Origin of the sequence: Corynebacterium humireducens NBRC 106098 = DSM 45392, from assembly GCF_000819445.1 — a bacterium.
Taxonomy (GTDB): domain Bacteria; phylum Actinomycetota; class Actinomycetes; order Mycobacteriales; family Mycobacteriaceae; genus Corynebacterium; species Corynebacterium humireducens.
The window spans coordinates 978,020-1,003,204 of the sequence record NZ_CP005286.1 but is presented as its reverse complement, the minus strand read 5'-3'; the positions used below and the strand labels follow the sequence as shown (position 1 = coordinate 1,003,204).

Genomic DNA, 25,185 nt, shown 5'->3' with positions numbered 1-25,185 from the left:
TACTACGATGGACGCTGTCATGTCTGCTATCACCGAATCCGCTGTCCGCAGCGCGCTGTCCCGCGTAGAGGACCCTGAAATCGGCAAGCCCCTCACCGAGCTGGGGATGGTCAAGTCGATCGCCGTCAACGGCTCGGACGTCGCTGTCGAGCTCTACCTCACCATCGCCGGCTGCCCGATGAAATCCACCATCACGTCCAACGCGCAGGCGGCGGTGGAGGAGATCGAGGGCGTCGGTTCCGTCACCGTCACCACCGACGTCATGAGCGATGAGCAGCGCCGTGAGCTGCGCATGTCGCTGCGCGGTGGCGTCGAGGAGCCCACGATCCCCTTCGCCGAGCCCGACTCGACGACCCGCGTGTACGCGGTGGCGTCGGGCAAGGGCGGCGTCGGCAAGTCCTCGATGACCGTCAACCTGGCCGTCGCCCTGGCGGCGCGCGGCTTCAAGGTCGGTGTCCTCGACGCCGACATCTACGGCCACTCCGTGCCGGGTCTCCTCGGTTCCACGGACCGCCCCACCGCCGTCGACGACATGATCATGCCGCCGATGGCCCACGGCGTGAAGCTCATCTCCATCGGCCACTTCGTCGACGGCAACGCGCCGGTCGTGTGGCGCGGCCCCATGCTGCACCGCGCGATCCAGCAGTTCCTCGCCGACGTCTTCTGGGGCGACCTGGACTTCCTGTTCATGGACCTGCCGCCGGGCACCGGTGACGTCGCCATCTCCGTGGCGCAGCTGGTGCCGAACGCGGAGCTGCTCATCGTCACCACCCCGCAGGCCGCGGCCGCGGAGGTCGCCGAGCGCGCCGGTTCCATCACCCAGCAGACCCGTCAGCGGGTCGCGGGCGTCATCGAGAACATGTCCGCCATGGTGCTTCCCGACGGCACGACCCTCGACGTCTTCGGCGAGGGCGGCGGCCAGCACGTCGCCGAGCGTCTGTCCGTGCTCACGGGCGGCAAGGTGCCGCTGCTCGGCCAGATCCCGCTGGACCCGGCGCTGCGTGCCCACGGCGACGACGGCACCCCGATCGCCGTCTCCGAGCCGGACAGCCCGGCGGGCCGCGCCATCGGAGCCGTCGCGGAGCAGCTGATGACCCGTCGCGAGTCGCTGGCCGGCAAGTCGCTGGGGCTGGGCGTCACCCGCAGCTAGGTGATGTCGGCCCAGGAGAACCCGCCGCCGGTCCCGTAGTCACCCTTCGGGGTGTCGTCCGGGGACTGCGGCGGGTTCGGCTGATTCTGCTGCCACGCCTGCTGCTGCGAGGGCTGCGGCTGCGGGGTCCGGCGACGGGCGTCGGGGGTGTCACGCGGATCCTCCCGCATGAGGCGCTGCGGGTCGAAGTCGTCGAGGGCGGAGTCGTCGCCGTCGAAGAGTGCCTTGGTGAGGGCTCCCCGGGGGCCGAGGCGCGTGTACTCCGCCACCTGCTCGAGGGGCTTACGGAACTCGTCGAACTCCGGGCCGAACTCGCCGTTCAGCTCCTTCTTGGCGTTGTTGATCGCGCGTCGGGCCGCGAAGATCGCCGCCCGCACGTCCTCGATGAGTCCGGGCAGACGCTCCGGGCCGACGACAATGAGAGCCACGATCAGCAGCGTGAAGATCTCCAGCCAACCGATACTCTGAAACACACATCCACCTTAGTCACACCACGCCACCGCCGTGCGGCTAGTGGCCCTGGTTACGCTTGACCGCCCGCAGGATCATCTCCATCTTGTCCAGCAGGCCCTCGGGCACGGGCGTCGGGGTCGACTCCGCGTCGGGGCCGGAGCGGGGTGGCGCGGACGCGATGCCGGCCAGCCGGGCGAGCAGCTCGTGCGGGGCCCGGACGTCCTCCCCGATGTTGGAGCCGCGCAGCCACTCGGAGGCGCCGCGCTGGCGCTCGATCTCGGCGCGGCACTCGGCGCAGTGCACGAGGTGCACGCGGGCGCGGTGGCAGGCCAGGTCGGTGAGTTCGCCGTCCACGAAGGCGGCCACGGCCTCGGGGCTGAGGTGCTCGACGGAGGCGAACTCACGGGGTCGACGCGTCGCGCGTGCGCGTGCCGGGCGGGTCATCTTCGGCATGCGGGGCATGCGCGGCAGGTTGGGGCGGCTCATCGCGGTGTGTCTACCTCCTCTTCTCCGCCAGAATACCCCCTCGCAGGGTCAGCGGGTCCGCAGGAGGAGCTGCGCGCCCTCGTCCTTCTGTGCGGCGGCCTCGAGGCTGGCCCGCAGCTGGGTCCGACCGCGGTGGATGCGGGAACGGACGGTGCCCATCTTCACGCCGAGAGTGTCGGCGATCTCGTCGTAGGACATGCCGACCACGTCACAGAGGACGACGGCGACACGGAAGTCGGGGCTGAGCTGGTCCAGCGCGGCCTGCAGGGCCGGGTCCAGGTTGGCCACGGAGTACGCCTGCTCCGGGGTCATGTCCGTGCCGGGGACACGCTCGTAGTCCTCCGGCAGCGCCTCCATGCGGATCTTGTTGCGGTGGCGCACCATGTCCAGGAAGAGGTTCGTGGTGATGCGGTGCAGCCAGCCCTCGAAGGTGCCGGGCTGGTAGTGCTTGAGGGAGCGGAACACACGCATGAACGTCTCCTGGGTGAGGTCCTCCGCGTCGTGCGGGTTACCGGAGAGGCGGAACGCGAGGCGGTAGACACTGTCGGCGTGTTCGGCGACCAGTTCACCCCAGCTGGGCATGTCCCCCTGGCCGGCGTCGAAGGCAGCGGTGCCGGAGAGGTCCTCCGGGGCGGTGAGCGCGGCGTCCTGGGTGTGGGCGTCGTGTCCTGCGTTGCGTGTCATACCGATGATTGTGCTACACACCACTGCGGAAGGCTGCAGAGTGGTCTGTCAACATACTGTGAACGGCTCCCACCACCCCCATTCGTCACACCAGTCACAATCACGGGGGGTTCCGGCACAATACGCCCTGACCAGCCTAGACTGGGGAATCGTGACTGACACGGCTTATGACGCACTGCGCACCTACATCGAATCCACCACGGAGATCCCGGAGGCGCTCGCCGACGCACGCCGCGACGCCGCCGAGTTCGGCCTCACCGTGCCCGACGAGATGACCGGCCAGCTCCTGGCCACCCTCGCCGCCGCCACGGGCTCCCCGTCGAACTCCACCGGCGCGGTCGCCGTGACCCCCGCCGCCGGTGTGGTGGGGCTCTACATCCTCCGGGGCCTCGGCGACAGGGGCACCCTCACGTGCATCGACCCCGAGGTCGAGCACCAGTCCCAGGCCCGCAACGTCTTCCGTGCCGCCGGCTACGCCCCCTCCCGCGTGCGCTTCCTGCCCTCCCGTCCGCTCGACGTCATGGGCCGCCTCGCCGCCGGCGCCTACCAGCTCGTCTACGCCGAGGTCGCGCCCGTGGAGATGCCCGCCATCCTGCAGGCCGCCTGGCCGCTGCTCACCCCCGGCGGCACCCTGGTGCTCGCCGACGCGCTTCTCGACGCCACCCTCGCCGACGAGTCCCGCCGCGACCGCGACACCAGCGCCGCCCGCGAGGCCGACGAGATGGCGCGTTCCCTGGAGGGCGCGATCGTCACCCGCCTGCCGCTGGGGGCCGGGCTCACTCTGATCACCCGGCGCTGAGTGCCACCCCGCGGGCGTCGGAAAGCGAGAAACGGGCCGCGGGCAGTCCCTCAGCTGACTGCCCGCGGCCCGTTGACCGGGAGCGCTAGACGACCTCGTTCTTGCCGACGACGACCACGCCGCCGGCCGAGATCTTGAAGCGTGCCTCATCGCGGGCACGGTCGACGCCGATGATCTCGCCCTCGCGGACGTAGACGTTCTTGTCCAGGATGGCGTGGCGCACGACGGCGCCGCGGCCGATGCGGACACCCGGCATCAGGACGGAACCCTCGACAGTGGCACCCTCGGCGACATGGACGTCACCCGCGAGCACCGAGTTGCGGACCGTGCCGCCGGAGATGATCGAACCCGGGGCAACCATCGAGGACTGGGCGATACCGCCCTGGGTGAACTTCGCCGGCGGGAAGTTCTCGTCCTCGGTGGAGTGGATCGGCCACAGACGGTTGTACAGGTTGAACACCGGGTGGACGGAGATGAGGTCCATGTGCGCCTCGTAGAAGGCGTCGATGGTACCGACGTCACGCCAGTAGCCCTTGTCACGCTCGGTGGCGCCCGGGACCTCGTTGCCCATGAAGTCGTAGACGTGGGCGTCGCCGCGGGAGACGAAGTACGGGATGATGTCGCCGCCCATGTCGTGCTCGGAGTCCTCGTTCTTCTCGTCCTCGAGCAGCGCCTGGATCAGGGCGTCCGTGGTGAACACGTAGTTGCCCATCGAGGCGTAGGTGACGTCCGGATCGTCCGGGGTGCTCGGCGGGTCGGCCGGCTTCTCCAGGAACTCGGTGATGTTGCCCTGGTCGTCGGACTGGATGCAGCCGAACGCGGTGGCCTCCTTGCGCGGAACGCGGATGCCGGCGACGGAGCAGCCCTTGCCCGAGGCGATGTGCTCCTCGACCATCTGGGACGGGTCCATGCGGTAGACGTGGTCGGCGCCGAAGACGATGACGTAGTCGGGCTTCTCGTCGTAGATGAGGTTGATGGACTGGACGATCGCGTCAGCGGAACCGGTGAACCAGCGCTTGCCGCGACGCTGCTGCGCCGGGACGGAGGCGATGTACTGCGACACCGGGCCGTGCAGCGACCAGGCCTGGGAGATGTGGCGGTCGAGCGAGTGCGACTTGTACTGGGTCAGCACCGCGATCTTGAGGTAACCGGCATTGACCAGGTTCGAGAGAACGAAGTCGATGAGGCGGTAACTGCCGCCGAAGGGCACCGCGGGCTTCGCGCGGTCTTCGGTGAGCGGGAACAGGCGCTTGCCTTCGCCGCCGGCGAGAACAATGGCTAGAACATTCGGCTGAGTCTTCACACTCCCCAATCTAGGTCGTCCCAGTGGTTTTCGCCGGGGAAGATGATATTCACTCCTGTTTCTCTCCCCTCCCCACTCCCCCTGTTCTCCGAATCCGGGGTTCCCGGGGTCCGGGGACTCCCCCGGTCGCCTCCCCCGCGGCCGCCGTCGGCACGCACCCACTACCCCCGGAGCCCCCTGCACGGGCGGCGGGGCGTCGCTACGCTGGGAACCTATGAGAGTCGGAATGTTGACCAGAGAGTACCCCCCGGAGATCTACGGCGGCGCCGGTGTGCACGTCACCGAGCTGACCCGCTTCATGCGCGAGATCACGGAGGTGGATGTCCACTGCATGGGCGCACCGCGTGACATGGAGGGGGTGTACGTCCACGGCGTCGACCCGGCACTCGAGGACGCCAACCCCGCCATCAAGACGCTGTCCACCGGACTGCGCATGGCCCAGGCCGCCGACAACGTCGACGTCGTCCACTCCCACACCTGGTACGCCGGACTCGGCGGCCACCTCGCGGGCAAGCTGCACGGCATCCCGCACGTCGCCACCGCCCACTCCCTCGAGCCGCACCGCCCGTGGAAGCGGGAACAGCTGGCCGGCGGCTACGAGGTCTCCTCCTGGTCCGAGAAGAACGCCATGGAGTACGCCGACGCCGTCATCGCCGTCTCCGCCCGCATGAAGGACTCCATCCTCGAGGCGTACCCGCGTATCGAGCCCGACCGCGTCCACGTCGTGCTCAACGGCATCGACACCACCCTGTGGCAGCCGCGCCCGACCTTCGAGGAGAACGAGAACTCCGTGCTCACCGAGCTCGGGGTCGACCCGGACCGCCCGATCGTCGCCTTCGTCGGCCGCATCACCCGCCAGAAGGGTGTCGAGCACCTGGTCAAGGCCGCCGCCCACTTCGACGAGGGTGTCCAGCTCGTGCTCTGCGCCGGCGCCCCGGACACCCCGGAGATCGCCGCCCGCACCACCGCCCTCGTCGAGGACCTGCAGTCCCAGCGCGACGGCATCTTCTGGGTCCAGAACATGCTCGAGCGCGACCGGATCCAGGAGATCCTCACCGCCGCCGACACCTTCGTCTGCCCCTCCATCTACGAGCCGCTCGGCATCGTCAACCTCGAGGCCATGGCCTGCGGCACCGCCGTCGTCGCCTCCGACGTGGGCGGTATCCCGGAGGTCGTCGTCGACGGTGAGACCGGCACCCTCGTCCACTACGACGAGAACGACGAGGAGGCCTTCGAGCGCGACATCGCGGAGCAGGTCAACGCCATGGTCGCCGACAAGCAGCGCGCGCAGAAGTTCGGCGTCGCCGGTCGCGAGCGTGCCGTGAACGAGTTCTCCTGGGCCACCATCGCCCAGCAGACCGTCGACATCTACAAGTCCCTGCGATAGGAGCAGTGCTCTCAGTGACTTTCCACCGCCCCGAACTGCACGTCACGCCGGAGTCGGGGGTCCTCGACGCGCCCGCGGGAGTTCTCCTCGACGGCGACACCTGGCACCTCTTCCACCAGTACCGGCCCACCCCGGACGCACCCGCCCGCTGGGCGCACGCCGTCTCCGTGGAGGGCCCCTTCGACTGGGAGATCTGCGACGACGTCCTCGTCCCCGCCGGGGGTGAGACCGCCGTCCGCGCCGGTGCCGTCGTGTCCTCCGGCCCCGGCCTCGACCTGTACTTCACGTCGGTCACGGCCGCCGGCACCTCCATCCAGGTGGCGCACCTCGATGAACTGGACGAGGCCTGCCCGGTCTCGGACGACGAGTTCGCCGTCGACAAACGCATCCGCCGCACGGGTGACGTCGTCGGTGACCGCGAGGGTCACGTGCGTTTCCGCTCCCCCTGCGTCGTCCCGGACTGGGAGTCCGCGGACGACCGCCACGCCGGGCACGACGGATGGCTCATGCTGTGCGTCACCGGCTCCGGGGAGGCCCCCGTGCCGGTCGTGCTGACCAGCCCGGACGGCCGCTCCTGGGACTTCATCGGCCCGCTCACCTTCACCGGTGACCCGGGCTTCGACGCCGCGTCGATCGTCGTCGGCCCCCGCATCATCCGACTCCGCGACGAGGTCGACGGCAACATCTACGACGTACTGCTCATCACCCTCGAGCAGGACGGCATCGACATCTCCGGCTACCTCGTGGGCACCCTTCGCGAGGCCACCTTCGACGTGCGGACCCCGTTCACGCGCATCGACCACGGCCACGACTTCACCCGCCCCCGCAACACCAACGTCACGCCGGGCACCGTGAAGCCGGAGAAGCGTTACCTGCAGTCCGTCCTCTTCGGACTGCTCAACGGCGTCGGACGGCAGGACGACCCGGCACGTCACCTCTCCCTCGAGGAGGAGAGCTGGGCGAACGCCCTGTCACTCCCGCGTGTGGTCACCCTGCAGGGCGGGCTGGTGTTCCAGACCCCGCCGGCGGGACTGCCCGACGCCATCAGCCGCTCCGACCGCGCCCGTTCGTGGACCGGGCTGTGCGAGATCCCGACCGGGAGCTCCCTCACGGCGACGCTCATCGACGCCGCGGGCAACACCGCCGCCACCGTCACCCACGCCGGTGACACGCTGCGCGTCGACCGGTCGATGAACCCCCACCACGCCGATGACCCGGTCGCCTCCGCTGCACTGGCGCAGGGCGACACCGACTCCCTGTCGATCTTCGTCGACGGCTCCACGCTGGAGGTCTTCGCCGACGGCGGTGCCGTCACGATGGCCAGCCGCGTCTACGTCGAGGGCGGCTGCCGGGAGATCCGCGTCGAGCTCGACGGCGACGCGGTCATCGAGCAGTACTGGAGCCGCGGCCCCGGCTCCGTCTAGGTCCGGCGCAGGTCCGGCTCAGGCCCGCCCCATGCGGATGAGGTGGGCCCGGCCGGTGACGGTCAGGGTCTCCGGCAGCTGCGCGATACGGCGGCCCAGCTCCTCCGGCTCGATGTGCCGGGCGGAGGGGCTCATGCCGATCTGCGCGGCGATGGACTCCTTGTCCAGGGTCATGGGGAACTCGATGAGCTCGGGCTCACGCACGGGGGTGAGGTGGCCTGCTGCCTGCTCGATGAGGCGGTCGATCTTGCCGTCCTCGACGTCGAGGATGCCCAGCGGCTCACGCAGCTCCGCCAGGTGACCGCGGTCGGCGGTGAGGAACACCGCCTGCCCGTCCTCGGTGAGAACGCGGGCGAACTCGGCGGCGTTGCGCGGGGCGAAGACGACGGTGATCACGTCGATGGAACGGTCGCGCATGGGCAGACGCTCCCACACGTCGGCGACCACGGCACCGACCCGCGGGTGGCAGGAGGCGAGCCGCTTCGCGGCGTGCACGGAGATGTCCATGCCGACGCCGCGGGCCCCGTCGACGTCGTCAAGGGTGTGGGCGAGGTAGTAGCCGGTGCCGGCGCCGATCTCGGCGATGACGGGCCGTGCGTTCTCGGGCACCCCGGCCTCGTCGAGGGCGTCGTGCACGCCGCCGGTGACGGCCTCCACGAAGGGGGCGAAATGCCCGCGGGACAGGAATGTCTCGCGGGCGAGGACCATCTCCATGCTGTCGCCCTGGTGGCGCAGGCCTGCGCCTGCGGCCAGGGTCACGTACCCCTGCCGGGCCACGTCGTAGGAGTGGCCGGACTCGGAGACGAGGCGGGCGAAGTCGTCCGCGCCGGACAGGGCGGTGCCGTCGGCGGGATCAGCGAGCACGTCGATGATGTCTGAGAGCATGCTGTCGAGCATACCCCCGGGTACTGGCTAGCCTTCAGCCGCTGCGGTGAGCAGCGCGCCGAGCTCGGCGGCCTCCTCCTTGCTCAGTTCCACAACGAGGCGTCCGCCACCGTCGGACGGGATGCGCATGACGATCTTCCGGCTCTCCTCCACTGCTTCCATGGGTCCGTTGCCGGTACGCGGCTTCATAGCTGCCATAGTGAGTTGGCTCCTTCTACTCGGATGATCTACCCTGACCAGTTTAGTCAATTTTCTCCGGAGAGAGCCGGGACAGCTGTTCCTCCGCCTCATTGAGACGCCAGGTGAGGTGCGCAATCACGTCGTCGACCTGCTCCGGGCGGTAGCCCCGCGGCACCAGTTCGAACTGGACGTCATCGATCCTCCCGGCGCCCACGGCGTGCCGGTTCGCCTCCAGCGTCTCCTGCGGATCGAGCGGTTCGAGGAGTTCACCGCGCCCGAAGACGCTGCCCCAGAACCAGACACCGAGCACCACGAACGCGGCCAGCAGGACAATGAGCAGCAACCAGGAGAGCATGGCTAGAGGATACCCGCCAGGGGCTCCCGCTTGTCGACGTCCCCGTTCCCGGCCACTCCCGCCCTGTCCAGGAGGGTGCGGGCCACGACATCGGCCATCGGGCCCAGCTCGGCGAGAGGGCGGTTACGGTGGCGGCGCACCCCCAGGTCGACCTGCGTGACGGCGTCGGGGCCGTGGCGGCGGGCGACGTCGACAAGCAGTCCCGCCTCGACGCCGTAGCCGGCGGTGAAGGGCAGCTCGAGGGCGGTGGCGCGGCGGAGGGCGTACTCGCCGGCCAGGGGCTGGTTGATGTGCCCCAGTTCGGGGAACAGGGCACGCAGCAGGGGCTTGGCCGTGAGTTCTGTCACACGGCCGCCTCCGGTGGGTTCCCCGCGGAAGGTGCGTCGGTAATCGGCCTTGACCAGATGGACGCCCGGGTCGGAGAAGGGGGCGGACAACGCCCGGACCATGCCCGGCGCGGGCTGACGCAGATCGGCGTCGACGAAGACGACGACGTCGCCCGTCGCGGCAGCCACGCCCCGCCACAGGGACTCCCCCTTGCCGGGGCGGGTGGGGATGTGCGGGAGGATCTCCCGCCAGTTGAGCACCGTCGCACCGGCGTCCCGCGCCTCGCGGGCGGTGGCGTCGGAGGAGTCGGCGTCGATGACGAGGATCTCGTGGGGGTCGTCGGCCCGCACGGCGGCGATGACCCCGGCGACGGTGGCCTCCTCGTTGAGCGCCGGGATGACCACCGAGACCCTCACGCGAGACCCCGGATCGTGTTGAGCGGGGCCGCGGTGCCCGCGATGGCGGCGGTCATGCGGATGACGTCGACGGTCTCGGCAACCTCGTGGGCGCGGAAGGCCGCGACCCCGCGGGCGGCGGCCCAGGCGGTGGCGGCCAGGGTGCCGGGGATGCGCTCCCCCACCGGCCGGTCGACGGTCTCACCGACGAAGTCCTTGTTGCTCAGGGCCATGAGGACGGGCCACCCGGTGGCGACGATCTCGTCGACACGACGCAGCAGCTCGAGTCCGTGGAAGGTGTTCTTGCCGAAGTCGTGCGTCGGGTCGAGGAAGATCCTCTCCTCCGGCACACCACAGCTGACGGCGCGTTCGGCCAGGCGGGTGGTCTCGGCGATGACGTCGGCCACGACGTCGTCGAAACGCACGCGGTGCGGCCTCGTGCGGGGCTCGACCCCGCCGGTGTGCGAGCAGACGTAGCCGACGCGGTGCTGACCGGCGACCTCGACGAGCTCCGGGTCGTACCCGGCCCACGTGTCGTTGACCAGGCCGGCACCGGCGCGGATGGCCTCGTCGGCCACCGAGGCCCGCCACGTGTCCACGGAGATCAGCACGTCCGGGTGACGCTGCGCGACGGCCGCGATGACGGGGATGACGCGGTCGAGTTCCTCGGCGACGTCGACAGGCGACCCGGGGCCGGCCTTGACGCCGCCGATGTCGACGATCGTCGCCCCCTGGGCGATGACCTCGTCGCAGCGGCGCAGCGCGGCCTCGTCGGCGAAGGTGGCGCCCCGGTCGTAGAAGGAGTCCGGGGTGCGGTTGACGATCGCCATCACCGCCGGCAAAGCAGGACTGTTCACGGAAGACGTCAGCGGCGGTCGGCCTGCTCGAGAACCTCGTGGACAGGGGTGTACTCGTCGACCTGGGTGGCGTTGGCCAGCCGCTCGTCGGTCATGACGCCGTGTGCGTCGACGATGTGCTGCACGGCCTCCTCGACGGAGTCGGTGACGAGGAACAGGTCCATGTCCTGCGGGGAGATGAGTCCCTCGGCCGCGAGACGCTCGCGGATCCAGTCGATGAGACCACCCCAGAACTCGGTGCCCAGCAGCACGATCGGGTAGTTGGTCACCTTGCCCGTCTGCACCATGCACAGCACCTCGAAGAGCTCGTCGAGGGTGCCGAAACCACCCGGCAGACAGATGAACGCCTGCGAGTACTTGAGGAACATGGTCTTGCGGGCGAAGAAGTAGCGGAAGTTCAGACCGAGGTCGACCCACTTGTTGAGGTGCTGCTCGTGCGGGAGCTCGATGCCCAGGCCGACGGACAGGCCGTCCGACTCATGGGCACCCCGGTTCGGGGCCTCCATGAGGCCGGGGCCACCGCCGGTGATGACGGCGTAGTCGGCCGCCACGAGCGCCTTACCGAGGTCACAACCCTGCTGGTACCAGGGGTGCCCCTCCGGGATGCGGGCGGAACCGAAGACGGTGACGGCCTTCGGCATGGAGGCCAGGGCGTCGAAACCGGAGACGAACTCACCCTGGATGCGCAGGATGCGCCACGGGTCCGCATGCAGCCAGTCGTGGTCCGACCCGAGTTCCAGCAGTCGCTGGTCGTAGGTGGACTTCTTCGCCCCGTCAGTGCGCAGCAGCATGGGGCCGCGCAGCATCCGGGCCTTGTCGGGATCGGGTGTGATGTTCGGAGCCATAGTCCTCAAACCTAGCGCGTTCCTGATGCGCCTGCCGGATCAGGTGGGGCGGGTGGTGAGGAAATCACGCAGCTGCGCCGCCACCCGCCGGATCTGCGACACCGGGACATGCTCGTCCTTCCGGTGGGCGAAGGCGGGGTCGCCCGGCCCGAAGTTCACGGCGGCGATCCCCAGACCGGCGAAACGCGCGACGTCGGTCCACCCGTACTTCGCCCGCACCTCCCCCACCGTCCGGATCAGCGCCGCCGCGGCGGGCTTCTCCAGGCCGGGCAGCGCCCCGGCGACGGCGTCCTCCAGCGTCACCTCGAAACCCGCGAGGTGCCTCTCGACGCGCCCGAACGCCTCCTCCGCCGTCAGGTCCGGCGCGAAACGGTAGTTCACCAGCGCATACGCCTCGTCCGGGATGATGTTGGTCGCGACGTAGCTCTCCAGCTTCACCACGTTGAGGCCCTCCCGGTAGACCAGGCCGTCGATGTCGACCTCGCGGCCCTGCCACTCGGCGACCTTCTGGATCGCCGGGGCGAGCCGGTGGGCGGCGTTGTCGCCGAGCCACCCCCGGGCGGAGTGGGCACGTTGGCCGCGGGTGGTCACCCGCACGCGGAGGGTGCCCTGGCAGCCGGCCTCGATGATCGCGCCGGAGGGCTCCCCGAGCAGGGCCAGCTCCCCGTCGAGCCACTCCGGGTCACTGACCGCCAAGTGGCCCAGCCCGTTGTACTGGCTGTCGACCTCCTCGCACTCGTAGGCGATGAGCGTGAGGTCGTAGGCCAGGTCCGGGTCGGCGGCAAGGGTGGCGAACAGGTGCAGGTACACCGCCAGCCCCGACTTCATGTCGACGGTGCCGCAGCCGTACATGACGCCGTCCTCGAGGCGGTGGGGGACGTTGTCGGCGATGGGCACCGTGTCCAGGTGACCGGCGAGGATGACCCGTGACCTCCTCCCGCGTTCGGTCCGGGCGGCGACGGTGTTGCCCCTCCGGAGGACGCGGACGAAGGGGACGTCGGCAAGCGCCTGCTCCACCAGATCAGCGAGGGCACGCTCCTGGTGGGAGGGGCTGGGGATGTCCACCAGCGCGGCGGTCAGGGCAACGGGATCCTGGGTGAGATCGAGTGCGGTCACCTGACCAAGGGTACCCACGGCGACTCAACGTGTGTACGGGTACGGAGGGCCGTAGACTCTGGAGACATGACAACTCAGGGAGCAACCGCGGTCGGAATCGCCAACATCGCCATGGATGGCACCATTCTGGACACCTGGTACCCCGAACCCGAACTTGTCGACGGCACCGACCTGGTCTCCGGCACCGAGCGCCTCGGCGCCGCCGACATCCCGGACAACATGCTCAAGCTCGTGCTGCTCGACGAGGACCGCATGGTCGAGCAGGTCGCCGTCCGCACCACCATCGCCGACCTGCAGGCGCTGCCGATCGACGCGCACGACGTCTACCTGCGCCTGCACCTCCTCTCGCACCGCCTGATCCGTCCCCTCGAGCTCAACATGGACGGCTCGCTGCGCCGCCTGTCCACCGTCGTGTGGACCAACAAGGGCCCCTGCACCCCCGACAACTTCGAGTTCGTCCGCACCGCGCTGCGCTCCCGCGGACTGATCCACGTGTACGGCATCGAGAAACTGCCCCGCATGGTCGACTACGTCGTGCCCTCCGGCGTGAACATCGCCGAGGCCGAGCGTGTCCGCCTCGGCGCCTACCTCGCCCCCGGCACCCGTGTGCTGCGCGAGGGCTACGTCTCCTTCAACTCCGGTTCCCTCGGCGCCGCCCGCATCGAGGGCCGACTCTCCTCCTCCACCGTCATCGGCGAGGGCACCGACGTCGGCCTGTCCTCCACGATCATGGCGCGCCGCCGCTCCGACGGCCTGCGCGACCCGATCACCATCGGCGCGAACTGCACCTTCGGGGTCTCCTCCGGCATCATCGGCCTGACCATCGGCGACAACTGCACCCTCGGCGCGAACATCGTCCTCGAGGCCGACACCCAGGTCTGGGACGCCGACGCCGAGCGCCACGTCGCCGCCTCCACCCTCAACGGCCAGTCCAACTGGTCGGTGCGCCGCGAGGTCGGCCACCCGGAGCCGGTGCTGCGCCGCATCTGGCACTGATCCCGGCCCCGCCCACGCAGGGGCTGAGCGCGGGGGCACCTGCCCCGGGCATTATTCTCGACAGGTATGACCACAAGTCTGGATCAACCTGTCGAGAAAACCCGCCTCGGAACGGGACTGAAGACCCGCCACCTCACCATGATGGGACTGGGCTCCGCGATCGGTGCGGGACTGTTCCTCGGCACCGGCGTCGGCATCCGCGCCGCCGGCCCCGCCGTCCTGCTCGCCTACCTGGCGGCCGGCATCGTCGTCGTGCTCGTCATGGAGATGCTCGGCGAGATGGCCGCCGCCCGCCCCTCCTCCGGCTCCTTCTCCACGTACAGCAAGCAGGCGTTCGGCCACTGGGCCGGATTCACCCTCGGCTGGCTGTACTGGTTCATGCTCATCATGGTGATGGGCGCAGAGATGACCGGCGCCGCCGCCATCATGGGCTCCTGGTTCGGGGTGGACCCGTGGATCCCGGCGCTGGTGTCCGTCGTGTTCTTCGCGGTGGTGAACTTCGCGCAGGTCCGCGGCTTCGGTGAGTTCGAGTTCTGGTTCGCGTTCATCAAGGTCGCGGTGATCATCGCCTTCCTCGCCGTCGGACTGTCCCTGGTCCTCGGGTGGCTGCCGGGCTCCACGCCGGTGGGCCTGGGCACCTTCCTCGGCGAGCACGGTTTCATGCCCAACGGCTGGCCGGGGCTGGCGGCGGGTCTGCTGGCGGTGGCCTTCGCGTTCGGCGGCATCGAGCTGGTCACCATCGCGGCGGCCGAGTCGGAGAACCCTCAGTCGGCGATCGCGGTGGCCGTGCGGTCGGTGATCTGGCGTATCGCGGTGTTCTACATCGGTTCGGTCCTGGTGATCACGCTGCTGCTCCCCTACGACCAGCTCGGCGGCGCGGAGACCGCCGCCGACTCCCCCTTCACCGCGGTGCTGGCGATGGCGAACATCCCCGGCGTCGTCGGCTTCATGGAGGCCGTCATCGTCCTGGCGCTGCTCTCCGCGTTCAACGCGCAGATCTACGGCACGTCGCGGCTGGTGCACTCGCTGGCGCTCGACCGGGATGCGCCGCGCATCTTCGCCGTGACCAACCGGGAGAACGTCCCGATCAACGCGGTGGTCCTGTCGATGCTCTTCGCCTTCGCGTCGGTGGGTCTGCAGTACTGGAACCCGGCGGGCCTGCTCACCTTCCTGCTCAACGCGGTGGGTGGCTGCCTCATCGTCATCTGGATCATGATCACCGCCAGCTACCTGCGCCTGCACCCGCAGCTCGAGGAGCGCGGCGAGATCTCGACGGTCCGCATGTGGGGCTGGCCGTGGCTCGGCTGGGCCACGATGCTCGCGCTGTGGGGCCTCGTGGTGCTCATGCTCTTCGACGCCCCCGCGCGTTCCCAGGTCCTCTCCGTCCTGGTGGTGGTCGTGGTGCTGGTGGGGCTCGCACACCTGACGAGATGGGCCCGGGGTCGGGTATCGTCACGGCCATGACTTCAGCCATCGCGCGCGGACTCGCGACCATCACCTACGACGGAACCGTCCTGGACGTCTGGTTCCCCGCCCCCCGCCTGTCGGAGGACCCCCTCGAGGGCGGCACGGTCCGCCTCGAGCAGACCCCGCAGCAGTTCGCCGCCCTGGTCGGCCCGGACGAGGACCGCGGCGTCGCCCGGGTCGCCGTGACCACCACGGTCGGTGCGCTCACCGACGCCCCCGTCGACGCGTACGACGTGTACCTGCGTCTGCATCTCCTCTCCCACCGTCTGGTCCGCCCCCACGAGGTGAACCTGGAGGGTGCGCAGGAGCTGCTGACCAACGTCGTGTGGACGAACTACGGGCCCTGCCCCGTCGCCGACTTCCAGATGATCCGCGGCCGCCTCAGCGCCCGCGGCCCGGTGACGGTCCTCTCGGTGGACAGGTTCCCCCGCATGGTCGACTACGTCGTCCCCGCCGGCGTGCGCATCGCCGACGCTGACCGCGTCCGCCTCGGTGCCTATCTCGCGGAGGGCACCACGGTGATGCACGAGGGCTTCGTGAACTACAACGCCGGCACCCTCGGCGCCTCACTGGTGGAGGGGCGCCTCTCCACGGGCGTCGTCGTGGACGGCGGCACCGCCATCGGCGGCGGCGCCTCCGTCATGAGCACCCTGGCGGGCGGCTCCGGGGAGGTCATCTCGATCGGCCGCCGCTGCCTCCTGGGCGCGAACTCCGGCATCGGCATCTCCCTCGGCGACGACTGCGTCGTGGAGGCCGGCCTCTACGTCACCTCCGGCACGAAGGTGACGGTGTGGGACTCCGTGGCCCGCAGCATCGACGCCGACAACGGCCACCGCATCAAGGCGTCCGAGCTCTCCGGTGTGAGCGGCGTGATGTACCGCCGCAACTCCCTCACCGGTGCCGTGGAGGCGACGCCCAGCTCGGGCCGCGCCGTCGACCTCGGGTAACGCAGGCTACCGGGGCTGCTGGTCCAGCACCACGCGCGTGCCCTTCCGGCGCGGCTTCCGGAACGCCCACAGCTTGTTCACCAGGAAGTTCACGGGCATCGCCACGACGATGGAGATCGCGGTGGCCCAGTAGAACTTGGTGCGCAGGCCGCTGGAGTCGTCGAAGATCTCCGGGGACAGCGCGATCGGTGACAGCGGGTTCATCAGCAGCGTCGCGACGACCTGGCTGACCAGGAACGCCCCGATGCCGGTGAGCAGGAACGGGAAGAAGCCGCGCCACCACGTGCGCTGCGGCAGGCCCCGGAAGGTCCAGCTGCGGTTGAGCTGGTAGTTCCACGTGTTCGCGACGAGGAAGGCGATCGTCATGAAGATGTTGAACCAGCGGATGTTGAAGTCCGTGCCCACCAGCGGCAGGAACACGTCGTACTCGGACACGCCCGCGGTCCAGCCGGCGATCTTCTTGGACGCGACGCTGACCAGCAGGTTCACGATGGTGCCGGAACCACCGACGAGGCCGAACATGAGGAACTGGCGGGCGTTGTTCTGGATGCGGGCCAGTGCCCTGGACCGGTTGTCAGACCTGCCCCGTGTGCCTGGGGAACTCACGGAACCTCTTTCTGGTGGGTGGGTGCTGCTCAGTCCTCCAGCCTACAACCCGCCTGCCCCACCGACGCGGAAGACCCGGCGACTACCGCGGTGCGGATCGTCGAAGGCCACCGCCACGGCCCGCAGCGCCAGCGGCGAGCTGTAGTCGTAGAGTGCGAGCCCCCGGTCCACGGGGTAGGTGTCGTCGCCCATGATCGGCATGCCCAGGTGGTTGAGCACGACGCGGATCTGGTGCGTGTGCCCGGTGACGGGCCGCACCTCCACGGTGTCGGGCCCCACCGCGCGCAGCCACGTCAGCGTCTCCGTGCCGCCCTCCCCCACCGTCACCTGCCGGGCGCCCCGTTCCTTGCGCATCGGCAGTGCCACGGGCTCCCACTCCGGCCCCACGGTCACAGGCCCGTCCACGCGCGCCACGTAGAGCTTCTCGACGGCCCGTTCCTGGAACAGCCGCTGGTAGGAGCCCCGCGTCGCGGCGCGCCGCGAGCACACGAGCACCCCGGAGGTCAGCCGGTCGAGGCGGTGCAGGGGCACGATCTCGTCCTCACCGAACTCGACGCGGAGGCGGGTCTGCACCGTCTCGCGGACGATGCGTCCGTTGCTCGTCGACGGCACGAAGCCCGGCTTGTCCACCACGATGAGGTCCTCGTCCGCGAAGAGCACGGTGTGCCGGAAGGGGATCTCCGGCTCGGGCGGGACGTCAGGGTGGAACCACGCGGGCTGTGGGCGGTCCAGCGTCGCCCCCGCCACCAGGGGCGTGCCGAAGGGGAAGGGGGCGTCGCCGGCGGCACCGGCCCAGTACTCCCGGTCCGCGGGGACGACGTCGCGCAGCACGACCCGCTGCGGGGAGATGCCCTCCCGCGCGGGGACCGGGGCGCTACACACCGGTGGTGAGGCGGGCCGCGGCGGCGGCGATGCGCTCGTCCGTGCCGGTCAGCGCCACGCGGACGTACTGCTCGCCGCGGGGGCCGTAGAAGTCGCCGGGGGCGACGAGGATGCCCCGCTCCGCCAGCCAGTCGACGGTGTCGCGACAGTGCTCGCCGCGGGTGGCCCACAGGTAGAGGCCGGCCTCGGAGTCGTCGACGGTGAACCCGGCGTCGAGAAGCGCCCGCATGAGCACCGCGCGACGGCGACCGTAGAGGACACGCTGACCGGCCTCCTGGTCGTCGTCCGCGAGGGCGACGAGCATGGCCTCCTGGACCGGGCCGGGCACCATGAGGCCGAGGTGCTTGCGCACCTCGAGGAGCTCGGAGATGAGCGCGCGGTCACCGGCGAGGAAACCGGCGCGGTAGGACGCCAGGTTGGAGCTCTTCGACAGCGAGTGGATGGCGATGAGGCCGGTGTGGTCGCCGTCGCAGACACGCGGGTCGAGGATGGAGACGGGCTCCTTCTCGTCGTCCCAGCCGAGTCCGATGTAGCACTCGTCGGAGGCGACGATGACGCCGCGCTCCCGTGCCCAGCCGACGACCTTGCGCAGGTGCTCGACGCCGAGGACCTTGCCCGTCGGGTTGGACGGCGAGTTGAGGAACAGCAGGTCGGGCTTCTCCGGGCCGATCCGCAGCAGAGAGTCGGCGCGCAGCACCCGGTTGGAGGCCAGCAGCGCCGCCACCTCGTAGGTGGGGTACGCGACCTCGGGGATGACCACGAAGCCCTCACGGATGCCCAGCAGCGTGGGCAGCAGCGCGATGGCCTCCTTGGTGCCCACGACCGGCAGCACGGCGTCGCGGGTCAGGCCCCTCATGTTGTGGCGGCGCTCCAGCGAGGCCGCGATCGCCTCCCGCAGCTCCGGGGTGCCCGCGGTCTGCGGGTAGCCGGGTTCCGCGGCGGCCGCCGCGAGGGCCAGCTGGATGCCCGGCGCGACCGGGTCGACGGGGGTGCCGACGGACAGGTTCACGATCCCGTCCGGGTGCGCCTCGGCGGTCGCCTTCGCGGCGTCGAGGGTGTCCCAGGGGAAGTCGGGCAGACGGGCGCCCAGGGACGAGCGGGCCACCGGCTACTCCTGGTTCTGCGGCGGCAGGGCGGCGACGAAGGGGTGGTCCTTGTCGACGGGGCCGGTCTTGGCGGCACCGCCGGGGGAGCCCAGGTCATCGAAAAAGGCGACGTTGGCGTTGTAGTAGTCGTCCCACTCCTCCGGGACGTCGTCCTCGTAGAAGATGGCCTCGACCGGGCAGGCCGGCTCGCAGGCACCGCAGTCGACGCACTCGTCGGGGTGGATGTACAGCATCCGCTTGCCCTCGTAGATGCAGTCGACCGGGCACTCCTCGACGCAGGAGCGGTCGAGAACGTCCACGCAGGGCTGGGCAATGATGTAGGTCATGGGTGTCGGGCACTCCTTTAGAACCTGGAAATCAGCAGATAATGCAACCTAGTATGTCACTTCCCCCGCACGAGCGGCCAGACGCCTCCGGCCAGACCTGCGAAAAGAAGCAGAACACTCCGAATATTACTGCCGATGAGCTGGTCCCCCGTCACCACGACCCCCATCATCAGGGCGAGGTATCCGGCCAGCCACACGTACAGGGGGATCGCGGCGACGATCTGCTGGGGGCTCCACAGCCGGGCGGTGCGGGTGAGCACCATGTTGAACAGGAACGCCAGCACGATGGTGTACGGCACGGCCAGACGGGCGCCGCCGGGCAGCGTCACCCAGGTGCCCAGGTAGACGACCTCGAGAAGCACCGAGATGAGCGCCGCCACCGACAGCCAGATCAACCCGCCGACGGCCTCGCCGCGGCTGAAGTCGGTGCGCACGAACCCCTGCTGCGTGCTCATGCGGGCTCTCCGTCTCGGGCGAGACCGTCGAGCAGTCCGGGTCCGCCGAGCAGGTCCGCCTCCGGGAGGCTGCCGGCGCCGAGCTGGTAGTGCTCGCGGCCCAGCAGCGGCTGGGCGTACAGGTTGGACAGCGCCCACACGGGGTGCGCGCCCTGCCCCCACGCGGCGCGCGGGTTGGTGGCGGACACGGACCCGTCCGCGAACCAGATCTGCGTCGCGTGCGCGCGCATGGCCTCCCGCTTGGCGGCCAGGGCGGCGTCGTCGAGGGTGACCACGAGGTCGTGCTTCTCGACGCCCGCGTTCTCCAGGTACTCCTGCGGCGGCAGAGTCCAGCCCTCCGGGACCTGCGTGATCCGGTCGACGCCCTCCCGGGTCTCCGGCAGGGAGCTCACGGTCCACAGGATGCGGGGGACGGTGACGCGCCCGGCGGCGGCGTGGGTGATCTCGTGGGCCCGAATGTGGTCGGGGTGGCCGTAGCCGCCGTCGGGCCCGTAGGTGATGAGCAGGTGGGGGCGCTCCGCCTCGAGGATGCGGGTGAGCAGCTCGACGGCCTCGTCGCCGGAGTTGACGAAGGCCCGGGGGTTCTCGTGCGCCGGGCTGCCGGCCATGCCGGAGTCACGGAACCGGCCCGCCCCGCCGAGGAAGCGGCCGCGCACCCCGAGGATCTCCAGGGCCCGGGTGAGTTCCCCGATGCGGAAGCCGCCGAGCTGGTCGGCGTGGTCGTTGGTCAGGTGCGCGAACGGGGCGCCGATGACCTCGCCCTCCTCACCGAGGGTGCAGGTGACGACGAGGACGTCGGCACCCCGGCGCGCCAGGTCGAAGAGGGAGCCACCGGTGGTGATGGCCTCGTCGTCGGGGTGTGCATGGACGGCCACCACGCGGTAGCCGACCAGATCACGGGTCGTCATTGCTTCCTCCAGCTCGCGACCGTCGAAATGCCGGCGGTCCAGTTCTCAAGATCCGGGTCCGGACCAACGATACCCGCGCCCAGGACCAGCACCCGACGTTCCCCCAGCAGCGGGACGACGACGTGTTCCCGGTCGTTGACCGCCGCGAAGAACGCCTCCCCCTCCGCGACGGTGGCCTCACCGGTGATGAGGGCCTCCGCCATCGTCTGGGTGTCCTCCGCGCAGTAGCCGGACAGGTTGCCCGCGCGCGGGCTGTCGGGGGCGGGCGGGCACAGCCAGCGGCCTGCCAGCCCGAGGGAGGCGCCGCCGGTGTGCTGCCACGCGATGACGGCGTCCACTCCACCGTCGTCCCCGGCCGGCAGGTGCTCGGCGGTGAGGGCCCGCAGGTCGGCGGTGACCATCTCGGCGCGGACCTCGAAGTGGGAGAGCAGGTCCACGATGGTGCGGGCGGCCGACAGGGCGGAGTCGTCGGTCGGGTCGACGCCGATGCGCAGCGGGCGGCCCTCCTCCCCCGTCAGGCCCGGCAGGAGCGCGGGCGCCCCCTCGTCGAGGCCGCGGGCGTCGAGATGCCCCGGGACGGGCAGTTCGGCGGACCGTCCGGCGGCGAGGCGGGCGATGAGAGGGACGTCGAGAAGCGAGTGCAGTTCGGCGCGCACCGGCTGCTCCGCCAGCAGCGCGGACGTCGTCGACAGGGTGAGGGTCAGCTCGCGGGGCTGGTCGACGAGGCGCACCTGGGTGTCACGCATGAGCCGGTAGGAGTCGACGGAGGTCTCGGTGGGGATGGTGTCGAGGAAGTCGATCTGCCCGGAGCGCAGCTGCTCGACGCCCTGGGTGACGCCGCGGACCTCGCGGAAGATGACGCGGTCGGTCTCCGCCGGGTCCGCACCCCAGAAACGGTCGTTGCGGTGGAGGGTGACGATGCCGCGCGCACGGTCGACGGCCCGCACCATGTAGCGGCCGCCGGAGGCGGGGATGCCGTCGGACAGGGCCGTCGCGAAGCGGGAGACGTCGTTCTGCAGCAGGTGGCTGGGAACGAGGTGGTTGAAGAGGGAACGCCAGTCGGAGACGAAGGTGTGCAGGTCGACGTCGACGGTGCGGCCGTCGGCGCTCGTGCGGATCTCACTGATCGCCTGGTAGCCGGCGGGGTTGCTCACACCCGGCGTGTTCGTCATCCCCTGCCACAGGTACCGGAAGTCCGCGCCCGTGATGGGCGTGCCGTCCGACCACTGGGCCGCCGGGGAGATGACGTAGCTGATGGTCTGCGCCACCCCGGGGACCGGCTCCACCTGCGACGCCGACTCCAGCAGGTCCGCGTTCATCGCCCCACCGTGGAAGGCGCTGGGGAGCACCAGCTGCGCCAGCGAACGGGTCAGGTGCGACTCGTGGGCCAGCAGGTGCGGGTGGAACCCGGCGGGCAGCGGGTCGACGCCGACGGTGATGACCTTGTCCGCCCGCGAGACGGGCGTGGTGGTCTGCGTGGGTTCCACCGCCGAGGTGCTGGTCACCGGCTCCGGGTCCTCGACCGGCGGCGGCCCGGGGTTGGCGGCGCAGGCGGTGAGGGAGACGGCGAGCGTCAGCAGGAGGGCGGGTAACAGGCGGGCTTTCACACTGATGATTATGTACCAGCCCCGCTGCGGGGCTGGTCCCGCAGCGCCGGGGCGAGCACGACGACCACCGCTCCGGCCACCACGAGCAGCAGCAGCGCCCAGCGCAGATCCGTCGCGTCGGAGAGCGCGCCGAGGACCGGGCTGGTGGCGAGGAAACCGATGCGCATCAGCCAGCTCACGGCCGTGACGCCCGCGCCCTCGCTGACGCCGGGCAGGGTCGCGGCCGCCGCGAAGGCGCTGGGCACGAGGGTCGCGCAGCCGAAACCGGCCAGGGCGAAGCCGAGGTAGAGCAGCCACGGGGTGGCCGCGGCGACGACGAGGACGCCACCGAGCGCGATGAGCACGCCACCGGTCCGCGCAACGGCGACGCGCCCGAAGTGGTCGATGAGGCGGTCGCCGGTGAAACGCCCGACGGTCTGCGCGGCGAGCACGACGGTGAAGGCCACGCCGGCCTGCCCGAGCGCCACCCCCGCGAGCTCGACGGAGGCCAGCCCGGCCCAGTTGTTGGCGATGTCCTCGATGCTTGTGCCCGACGTGGCCACCAGGGCCACGGGCAGGGTGATCCACATGAGCCGCAGGATGCTCCCCCGCGTGCCGACGCCCCCGTGGTCCCCCTCCGTCGTCTCCGCCGGGTCCGGCGGCAGCGGCCCCGTCAGCCACTCACCGAGGGTGACCACCGCGATGACGGCGGCGGCGACGATGGCGAGGTGGAGGCGGATGTCCGTGCCCGTGCTCGCCGCGTAGGTGCCGCCGACCCCGCCGGCCACCGCGCCGAGCGACCAGCAGGCGTGCATCGACGAGAGGATGGAGCGCCCGAGGCGGGCCTCGACGCGCACCCCGGCGACGTTCTGGGAGACGTCGACGATGGCGTCGAGAAGCCCGATGCCCAGCAGCAGCGCCGCGAGCATGAGCCCCGAGGAGGACCAGCCGACGGCGGCGACGAGCAGCGCGACGGCGACGGTGCCCCACCAGACGACACGCCGCGGACCGTAGCGGTTGACCGCCAGGGAGGGCAGGACCGTCGACAGCAGTGAGCCGGCGGCGAAGGCCGCGACGATCGTGCCGAAGGTCAGGTCCCCGAGGCCCCACTGGTCCTTGAGGGTGGGGTACCAGGGCAGGACGGACGAAAACACAGCCCCGTTGGTCGCGAAGAGCAGTGCGACACCAACGGGGCTGCGGTGACTGGCGGGAGAGGCCACCCTACTTGTTGAGGGCCTTCTCACGGGAGCGGGCGCGGGCACGCTCGGTGGCGTTGAGGATGACCTTGCGCACCCGGAGGATCTCCGGGGTGACCTCGACGCACTCGTCCTGGCCACAGAACTCCATGGCCTCGTCGAGGGAGAGGACGTGCGCCTTGGCGAGGGTGACGGTGGTGTCCGCGGAGGCGGCACGCATGTTCGTCAGCTTCTTCTCACGGGTGATGTTGATGTCCATGTCCTCGTCGCGGTTGTTCGCGCCGACGACCATGCCCTCGTAGGCGTCGGTGCCAGGCTCGACGAAGAAGTTGCCGCGGTCCGCCAGCTGCTGCAGGGCGTAGGCGGTGATCTGGCCGGAGCGGTCGGCGACCAGGGAGCCGGTCGCGCGGTCCTTGATCTCGCCGGCCCACGGGCGCTGCTCGATGGCGTAGGAGTTGGCGATGCCGGTGCCGCGGGTCTCGGTCATGAAGGTGGTGCGGAAGCCGATGAGGCCACGGGCCGGGACGTCGAACTCGATGCGGACCCAGTCGCCGGAGCCGGTGTCCATGGACACCATCTGGCCCTTGCGGGCGGCCATGAGCTGGGTGACGGCACCCTGGTGCTCGGAGGGGACGTCGATGACCATGCGCTCGTAGGGCTCGTGGACGACGCCGTCGATGACCTGGGTGACCACCTGCGGCTTGCCGACGGTCAGCTCGAAGCCCTCGCGACGCATCGTCTCGACGAGGACGGACAGGGCCATCTCGCCGCGGCCCTGGACCTCCCAGGCGTCGGGACGCTCGGTCGGCAGGACGCGCAGGGACACGTTGCCGATGAGCTCCTGGTCCAGGCGGGCCTTGACCATGCGGGCGGTGAGCTTGTCGCCGCCGCCGCGGCCGGCCATCGGGGAGGTGTTCACGCCGATGGTCATGGAGATGGCGGGCTCGTCGACGGTGATGCGCGGCAGCGCGACCGGGTTCTCCGGGTCGGCCAGGGTGTCACCGATCATGATCTCGTCGATGCCGGAGATGGCGGCGATGTCACCGGCGACGACCTCGCCCTCCGCGGGGACACGCTCGGTGCCGACGGTGCGCAGCAGCTCGGCGATGCGCACGGTCTTGGTGTGCGGGTTGCCCTCGTCGTCGTAGTGGATCCAGGCGACCTGCTGGCCCTTCTGCAGGGTGCCCGCGTGGATGCGGACCAGGCCGATGCGGCCCAGGAAGGAGGAGGAGTCCAGGTTGGTCACGTGCGCCTGCAGCGGGGCGTCGATCTCGGCGGAGGGCTCCGGCAGGACCTCGTAGATGACGTCGAAGAGGGCCTGCAGGTCCTCGGCCTCCGGCGGGTTGCCGTTGCCCGGGTTCTCGGTGGAGGCCTTGCCGTGGCGGCCGGAGGCGTAGAGGACCGGCAGGTCGAGCAGCTGCTCGGCGGCCTCGGCGGCCTCCGGGTCCTCCAGCGTGGAGGCGAGCTCGAGGAGGAGGTCCTGTGCCTGCTCGACGACCTCGTCGATGCGGGCGTCCGGGCGGTCGGTCTTGTTGACCAGGATGATCACGGGCATCTTGGCGGCCAGGGCCTTGCCGAGGACGAAGCGGGTCTGCGGGAGCGGGCCCTCGGCGGCGTCGACGAGCAGGACGACACCGTCGACCATGGACAGGGCACGCTCGACCTCGCCACCGAAGTCGGCGTGACCCGGGGTGTCGATGACGTTGACGATGAGGTCACGGCCGTCCTTGCCGGCACCCTTGCGGCGCACGGCGGTGTTCTTGGCCAGGATGGTGATGCCCTTCTCGCGCTCGAGGTCGCCGGAGTCCATCACGCGGTCGGTGACGCCACCGTGGTCGTCGAACACTCCGGACTGCTCCAGCATGGAGTTGACGAGGGTGGTCTTGCCATGGTCGACGTGGGCGACGATGGCGACGTTGCGGAACTCAGGATGGGACACGAGTGGGCTGCTCCTATAGAAAGGGTCGCGGCCACGGTCTGCACTGGGGAGACGGCGGCGGCGGTGGTGAACAGCCCTTGACGATACTCGCATTCAGGGGGTATTGCACTATCGAGTGTCGCGGA

27 protein-coding genes are annotated in these 25,185 nt (G+C 70.3%); 7 read left to right on the top strand and 20 right to left on the bottom strand.

Translation table 11 applies throughout. The features are described from left to right. The first annotated feature begins 19 nt into the window (after positions 1 to 19). Positions 20 to 1,150 (top strand): Mrp/NBP35 family ATP-binding protein, encoded by a 1,131-nt coding sequence (locus B842_RS05115; RefSeq protein ID WP_040085529.1) that lies wholly within the window; start codon positions 20 to 22, stop codon positions 1,148 to 1,150. Here the strand turns inward: B842_RS05115 and tatB are convergent. Genes tatB through sigE form a run of 3 tightly spaced genes read right to left on the bottom strand, consistent with a single transcriptional unit; the run spans position 1,147 to position 2,773 of the window. Then, positions 1,147 to 1,623 (bottom strand): Sec-independent protein translocase protein TatB, encoded by a 477-nt coding sequence (gene tatB, locus B842_RS05110; RefSeq protein ID WP_040085527.1) that lies wholly within the window; start codon positions 1,621 to 1,623, stop codon positions 1,147 to 1,149. The two genes, B842_RS05115 and tatB, sit on opposite strands and share 4 nt — an antisense overlap. A 37-nt stretch (positions 1,624 to 1,660) precedes the next feature. Further along, positions 1,661 to 2,089: an anti-sigma factor family protein gene (locus B842_RS14060; RefSeq protein ID WP_281178830.1), complete on the bottom strand. Its 429-nt coding sequence runs from the start codon at positions 2,087 to 2,089 to the stop codon at positions 1,661 to 1,663. A 48-nt stretch (positions 2,090 to 2,137) separates the two neighbouring features. Continuing rightward, complete coding sequence (gene sigE, locus B842_RS05100) at positions 2,138 to 2,773, bottom strand: RNA polymerase sigma factor SigE (RefSeq protein ID WP_040085526.1); 636 nt, start codon at positions 2,771 to 2,773, stop codon at positions 2,138 to 2,140. A gap of 151 nt (positions 2,774 to 2,924) precedes the next feature. Between sigE and B842_RS05095 the strand changes: the two genes are divergently transcribed. Beyond that, positions 2,925 to 3,572: an O-methyltransferase gene (locus B842_RS05095; RefSeq protein WP_040085525.1), complete on the top strand. Its 648-nt coding sequence runs from the start codon at positions 2,925 to 2,927 to the stop codon at positions 3,570 to 3,572. An 85-nt stretch (positions 3,573 to 3,657) separates the two neighbouring features. On the opposite strand, the gene glgC is transcribed toward B842_RS05095, so the two are convergent. Continuing rightward, a complete protein-coding gene (glgC, locus tag B842_RS05090) occupies positions 3,658 to 4,875 on the bottom strand; it encodes a glucose-1-phosphate adenylyltransferase (RefSeq protein ID WP_040085524.1) in 1,218 nt (405 codons plus the stop codon). Positions 4,876 to 5,089: 214 nt separating this feature from the next. Between glgC and glgA the strand changes: the two genes are divergently transcribed. Together glgA and B842_RS05080 are read left to right on the top strand one after the other, a co-directional pair. Beyond that, a complete protein-coding gene (gene glgA / locus B842_RS05085; RefSeq protein ID WP_040085523.1) occupies positions 5,090 to 6,262 on the top strand; it encodes a glycogen synthase in 1,173 nt (390 codons plus the stop codon). A 14-nt stretch (positions 6,263 to 6,276) separates the two neighbouring features. Beyond that, complete coding sequence (locus B842_RS05080; RefSeq protein WP_040085522.1) at positions 6,277 to 7,686, top strand: GH32 C-terminal domain-containing protein; 1,410 nt, start codon at positions 6,277 to 6,279, stop codon at positions 7,684 to 7,686. 18 nt (positions 7,687 to 7,704) lie between these two features. On the opposite strand, the gene B842_RS05075 is transcribed toward B842_RS05080, so the two are convergent. The 7 genes from B842_RS05075 to dapE are packed head-to-tail and all read right to left on the bottom strand — an operon-like array spanning position 7,705 to position 12,646. Next, entirely contained in the window at positions 7,705 to 8,571 is an 867-nt protein-coding gene (locus tag B842_RS05075) for a methyltransferase domain-containing protein (RefSeq protein WP_040087355.1), read from the bottom strand. A gap of 27 nt (positions 8,572 to 8,598) precedes the next feature. Further along, positions 8,599 to 8,769 carry a DUF3117 domain-containing protein gene (locus B842_RS13420; RefSeq protein ID WP_082028383.1) on the bottom strand — a complete coding sequence of 57 codons (171 nt, stop codon included), beginning with the start codon at positions 8,767 to 8,769 and terminating at the stop codon, positions 8,599 to 8,601. Between the two features lie 43 nt (positions 8,770 to 8,812). Then, positions 8,813 to 9,106, bottom strand: coding sequence for a hypothetical protein (locus B842_RS05070; protein ID WP_040085521.1), 294 nt, complete (start codon positions 9,104 to 9,106; stop codon positions 8,813 to 8,815). 2 nt (positions 9,107 to 9,108) lie between these two features. Further along, a complete protein-coding gene (locus B842_RS05065) occupies positions 9,109 to 9,849 on the bottom strand; it encodes a glucosyl-3-phosphoglycerate synthase (RefSeq protein WP_040085520.1) in 741 nt (246 codons plus the stop codon). Further along, positions 9,846 to 10,658, bottom strand: a complete 813-nt coding sequence (folP, locus tag B842_RS05060; protein ID WP_040085519.1) for a dihydropteroate synthase — start codon at positions 10,656 to 10,658, stop codon at positions 9,846 to 9,848. The genes B842_RS05065 and folP overlap by 4 nt, the downstream gene beginning before the upstream one ends. A gap of 35 nt (positions 10,659 to 10,693) precedes the next feature. Next, positions 10,694 to 11,530 carry an LOG family protein gene (locus tag B842_RS05055; protein ID WP_052437764.1) on the bottom strand — a complete coding sequence of 279 codons (837 nt, stop codon included), beginning with the start codon at positions 11,528 to 11,530 and terminating at the stop codon, positions 10,694 to 10,696. 39 nt (positions 11,531 to 11,569) lie between these two features. Next, a complete protein-coding gene (dapE, locus tag B842_RS05050) occupies positions 11,570 to 12,646 on the bottom strand; it encodes a succinyl-diaminopimelate desuccinylase (RefSeq protein ID WP_040085518.1) in 1,077 nt (358 codons plus the stop codon). Between the two features lie 66 nt (positions 12,647 to 12,712). Here dapE and B842_RS05045 point away from each other — a divergent pair, with 66 nt between their 5' ends. From B842_RS05045 to dapD, 3 genes are all read left to right on the top strand, one after another. Then, on the top strand, positions 12,713 to 13,642 hold the full coding sequence (locus B842_RS05045) for a DapH/DapD/GlmU-related protein (RefSeq protein WP_040085516.1): 930 nt from the start codon (positions 12,713 to 12,715) through the stop codon (positions 13,640 to 13,642). A gap of 66 nt (positions 13,643 to 13,708) precedes the next feature. Continuing rightward, on the top strand, positions 13,709 to 15,106 hold the full coding sequence (locus B842_RS05040; RefSeq protein ID WP_052437763.1) for an amino acid permease: 1,398 nt from the start codon (positions 13,709 to 13,711) through the stop codon (positions 15,104 to 15,106). After that, on the top strand, positions 15,103 to 16,056 hold the full coding sequence (dapD, locus tag B842_RS05035) for a 2,3,4,5-tetrahydropyridine-2,6-dicarboxylate N-succinyltransferase (protein ID WP_040087352.1): 954 nt from the start codon (positions 15,103 to 15,105) through the stop codon (positions 16,054 to 16,056). Before B842_RS05040 ends, dapD begins: the two co-directional genes overlap by 4 nt. 6 nt (positions 16,057 to 16,062) lie before the next feature. Here the strand turns inward: dapD and B842_RS05030 are convergent, their stop codons facing one another. The 9 genes from B842_RS05030 to typA all read right to left on the bottom strand — a co-directional run bounded on the left by B842_RS05030 (position 16,063) and on the right by typA (position 25,060). Continuing rightward, positions 16,063 to 16,578: a GtrA family protein gene (locus B842_RS05030; protein WP_052437762.1), complete on the bottom strand. Its 516-nt coding sequence runs from the start codon at positions 16,576 to 16,578 to the stop codon at positions 16,063 to 16,065. Between the two features lie 126 nt (positions 16,579 to 16,704). Next, on the bottom strand, positions 16,705 to 17,544 hold the full coding sequence (locus B842_RS05025) for a pseudouridine synthase (RefSeq protein ID WP_082028382.1): 840 nt from the start codon (positions 17,542 to 17,544) through the stop codon (positions 16,705 to 16,707). Beyond that, the gene (gene dapC / locus B842_RS05020; protein ID WP_040085514.1) at positions 17,537 to 18,649 is read right to left on the bottom strand and encodes a succinyldiaminopimelate transaminase; all 1,113 of its coding nucleotides are present in this window, start codon (positions 18,647 to 18,649) and stop codon (positions 17,537 to 17,539) included. Before dapC ends, B842_RS05025 begins: the two co-directional genes overlap by 8 nt. 3 nt (positions 18,650 to 18,652) lie before the next feature. Continuing rightward, complete coding sequence (gene fdxA / locus B842_RS05015) at positions 18,653 to 18,976, bottom strand: ferredoxin (protein ID WP_040085512.1); 324 nt, start codon at positions 18,974 to 18,976, stop codon at positions 18,653 to 18,655. A 56-nt stretch (positions 18,977 to 19,032) separates the two neighbouring features. Next, positions 19,033 to 19,431, bottom strand: coding sequence for a hypothetical protein (locus B842_RS05010; protein WP_052437761.1), 399 nt, complete (start codon positions 19,429 to 19,431; stop codon positions 19,033 to 19,035). Further along, entirely contained in the window at positions 19,428 to 20,339 is a 912-nt protein-coding gene (gene mshB, locus B842_RS05005) for an N-acetyl-1-D-myo-inositol-2-amino-2-deoxy-alpha-D-glucopyranoside deacetylase (RefSeq protein ID WP_040085510.1), read from the bottom strand. The genes B842_RS05010 and mshB overlap by 4 nt, the downstream gene beginning before the upstream one ends. Beyond that, positions 20,336 to 21,946, bottom strand: a complete 1,611-nt coding sequence (locus B842_RS05000; protein WP_245631350.1) for an ABC transporter family substrate-binding protein — start codon at positions 21,944 to 21,946, stop codon at positions 20,336 to 20,338. The genes mshB and B842_RS05000 overlap by 4 nt, the downstream gene beginning before the upstream one ends. Positions 21,947 to 21,954: 8 nt before the next feature. Further along, positions 21,955 to 23,145 (bottom strand): MFS transporter, encoded by a 1,191-nt coding sequence (locus B842_RS04995; RefSeq protein ID WP_040085509.1) that lies wholly within the window; start codon positions 23,143 to 23,145, stop codon positions 21,955 to 21,957. Between the two features lies 1 nt (position 23,146). Next, complete coding sequence (typA, locus tag B842_RS04990) at positions 23,147 to 25,060, bottom strand: translational GTPase TypA (RefSeq protein WP_040085508.1); 1,914 nt, start codon at positions 25,058 to 25,060, stop codon at positions 23,147 to 23,149. Between the last annotated feature and the right edge of the window lie 125 nt (positions 25,061 to 25,185).

What these genes read in the sequence shown, in the direction of transcription:
- B842_RS05115 (WP_040085529.1), top strand. Translation starts at nt 20, where the DNA reads ATGTCTGCTATCACCGAATCCGCTGTCCGCAGCGCGCTGTCCCGCGTA.
- B842_RS14060 (WP_281178830.1), bottom strand. Translation starts at nt 2,089, where the DNA reads ATGAGCCGCCCCAACCTGCCGCGCATGCCCCGCATGCCGAAGATGACC.
- sigE (WP_040085526.1), bottom strand. Translation starts at nt 2,773, where the DNA reads ATGACACGCAACGCAGGACACGACGCCCACACCCAGGACGCCGCGCTC.
- glgA (WP_040085523.1), top strand. Translation starts at nt 5,090, where the DNA reads ATGAGAGTCGGAATGTTGACCAGAGAGTACCCCCCGGAGATCTACGGC.
- B842_RS05075 (WP_040087355.1), bottom strand. Translation starts at nt 8,571, where the DNA reads ATGCTCTCAGACATCATCGACGTGCTCGCTGATCCCGCCGACGGCACC.
- B842_RS13420 (WP_082028383.1), bottom strand. Translation starts at nt 8,769, where the DNA reads ATGGCAGCTATGAAGCCGCGTACCGGCAACGGACCCATGGAAGCAGTG.
- B842_RS05070 (WP_040085521.1), bottom strand. Translation starts at nt 9,106, where the DNA reads ATGCTCTCCTGGTTGCTGCTCATTGTCCTGCTGGCCGCGTTCGTGGTG.
- folP (WP_040085519.1), bottom strand. Translation starts at nt 10,658, where the DNA reads ATGGCGATCGTCAACCGCACCCCGGACTCCTTCTACGACCGGGGCGCC.
- B842_RS05055 (WP_052437764.1), bottom strand. Translation starts at nt 11,530, where the DNA reads ATGGCTCCGAACATCACACCCGATCCCGACAAGGCCCGGATGCTGCGC.
- B842_RS05045 (WP_040085516.1), top strand. Translation starts at nt 12,713, where the DNA reads ATGACAACTCAGGGAGCAACCGCGGTCGGAATCGCCAACATCGCCATG.
- B842_RS05040 (WP_052437763.1), top strand. Translation starts at nt 13,709, where the DNA reads ATGACCACAAGTCTGGATCAACCTGTCGAGAAAACCCGCCTCGGAACG.
- dapD (WP_040087352.1), top strand. Translation starts at nt 15,103, where the DNA reads ATGACTTCAGCCATCGCGCGCGGACTCGCGACCATCACCTACGACGGA.
- B842_RS05030 (WP_052437762.1), bottom strand. Translation starts at nt 16,578, where the DNA reads ATGTTCGGCCTCGTCGGTGGTTCCGGCACCATCGTGAACCTGCTGGTC.
- fdxA (WP_040085512.1), bottom strand. Translation starts at nt 18,976, where the DNA reads ATGACCTACATCATTGCCCAGCCCTGCGTGGACGTTCTCGACCGCTCC.
- B842_RS05010 (WP_052437761.1), bottom strand. Translation starts at nt 19,431, where the DNA reads ATGAGCACGCAGCAGGGGTTCGTGCGCACCGACTTCAGCCGCGGCGAG.
- mshB (WP_040085510.1), bottom strand. Translation starts at nt 20,339, where the DNA reads ATGACGACCCGTGATCTGGTCGGCTACCGCGTGGTGGCCGTCCATGCA.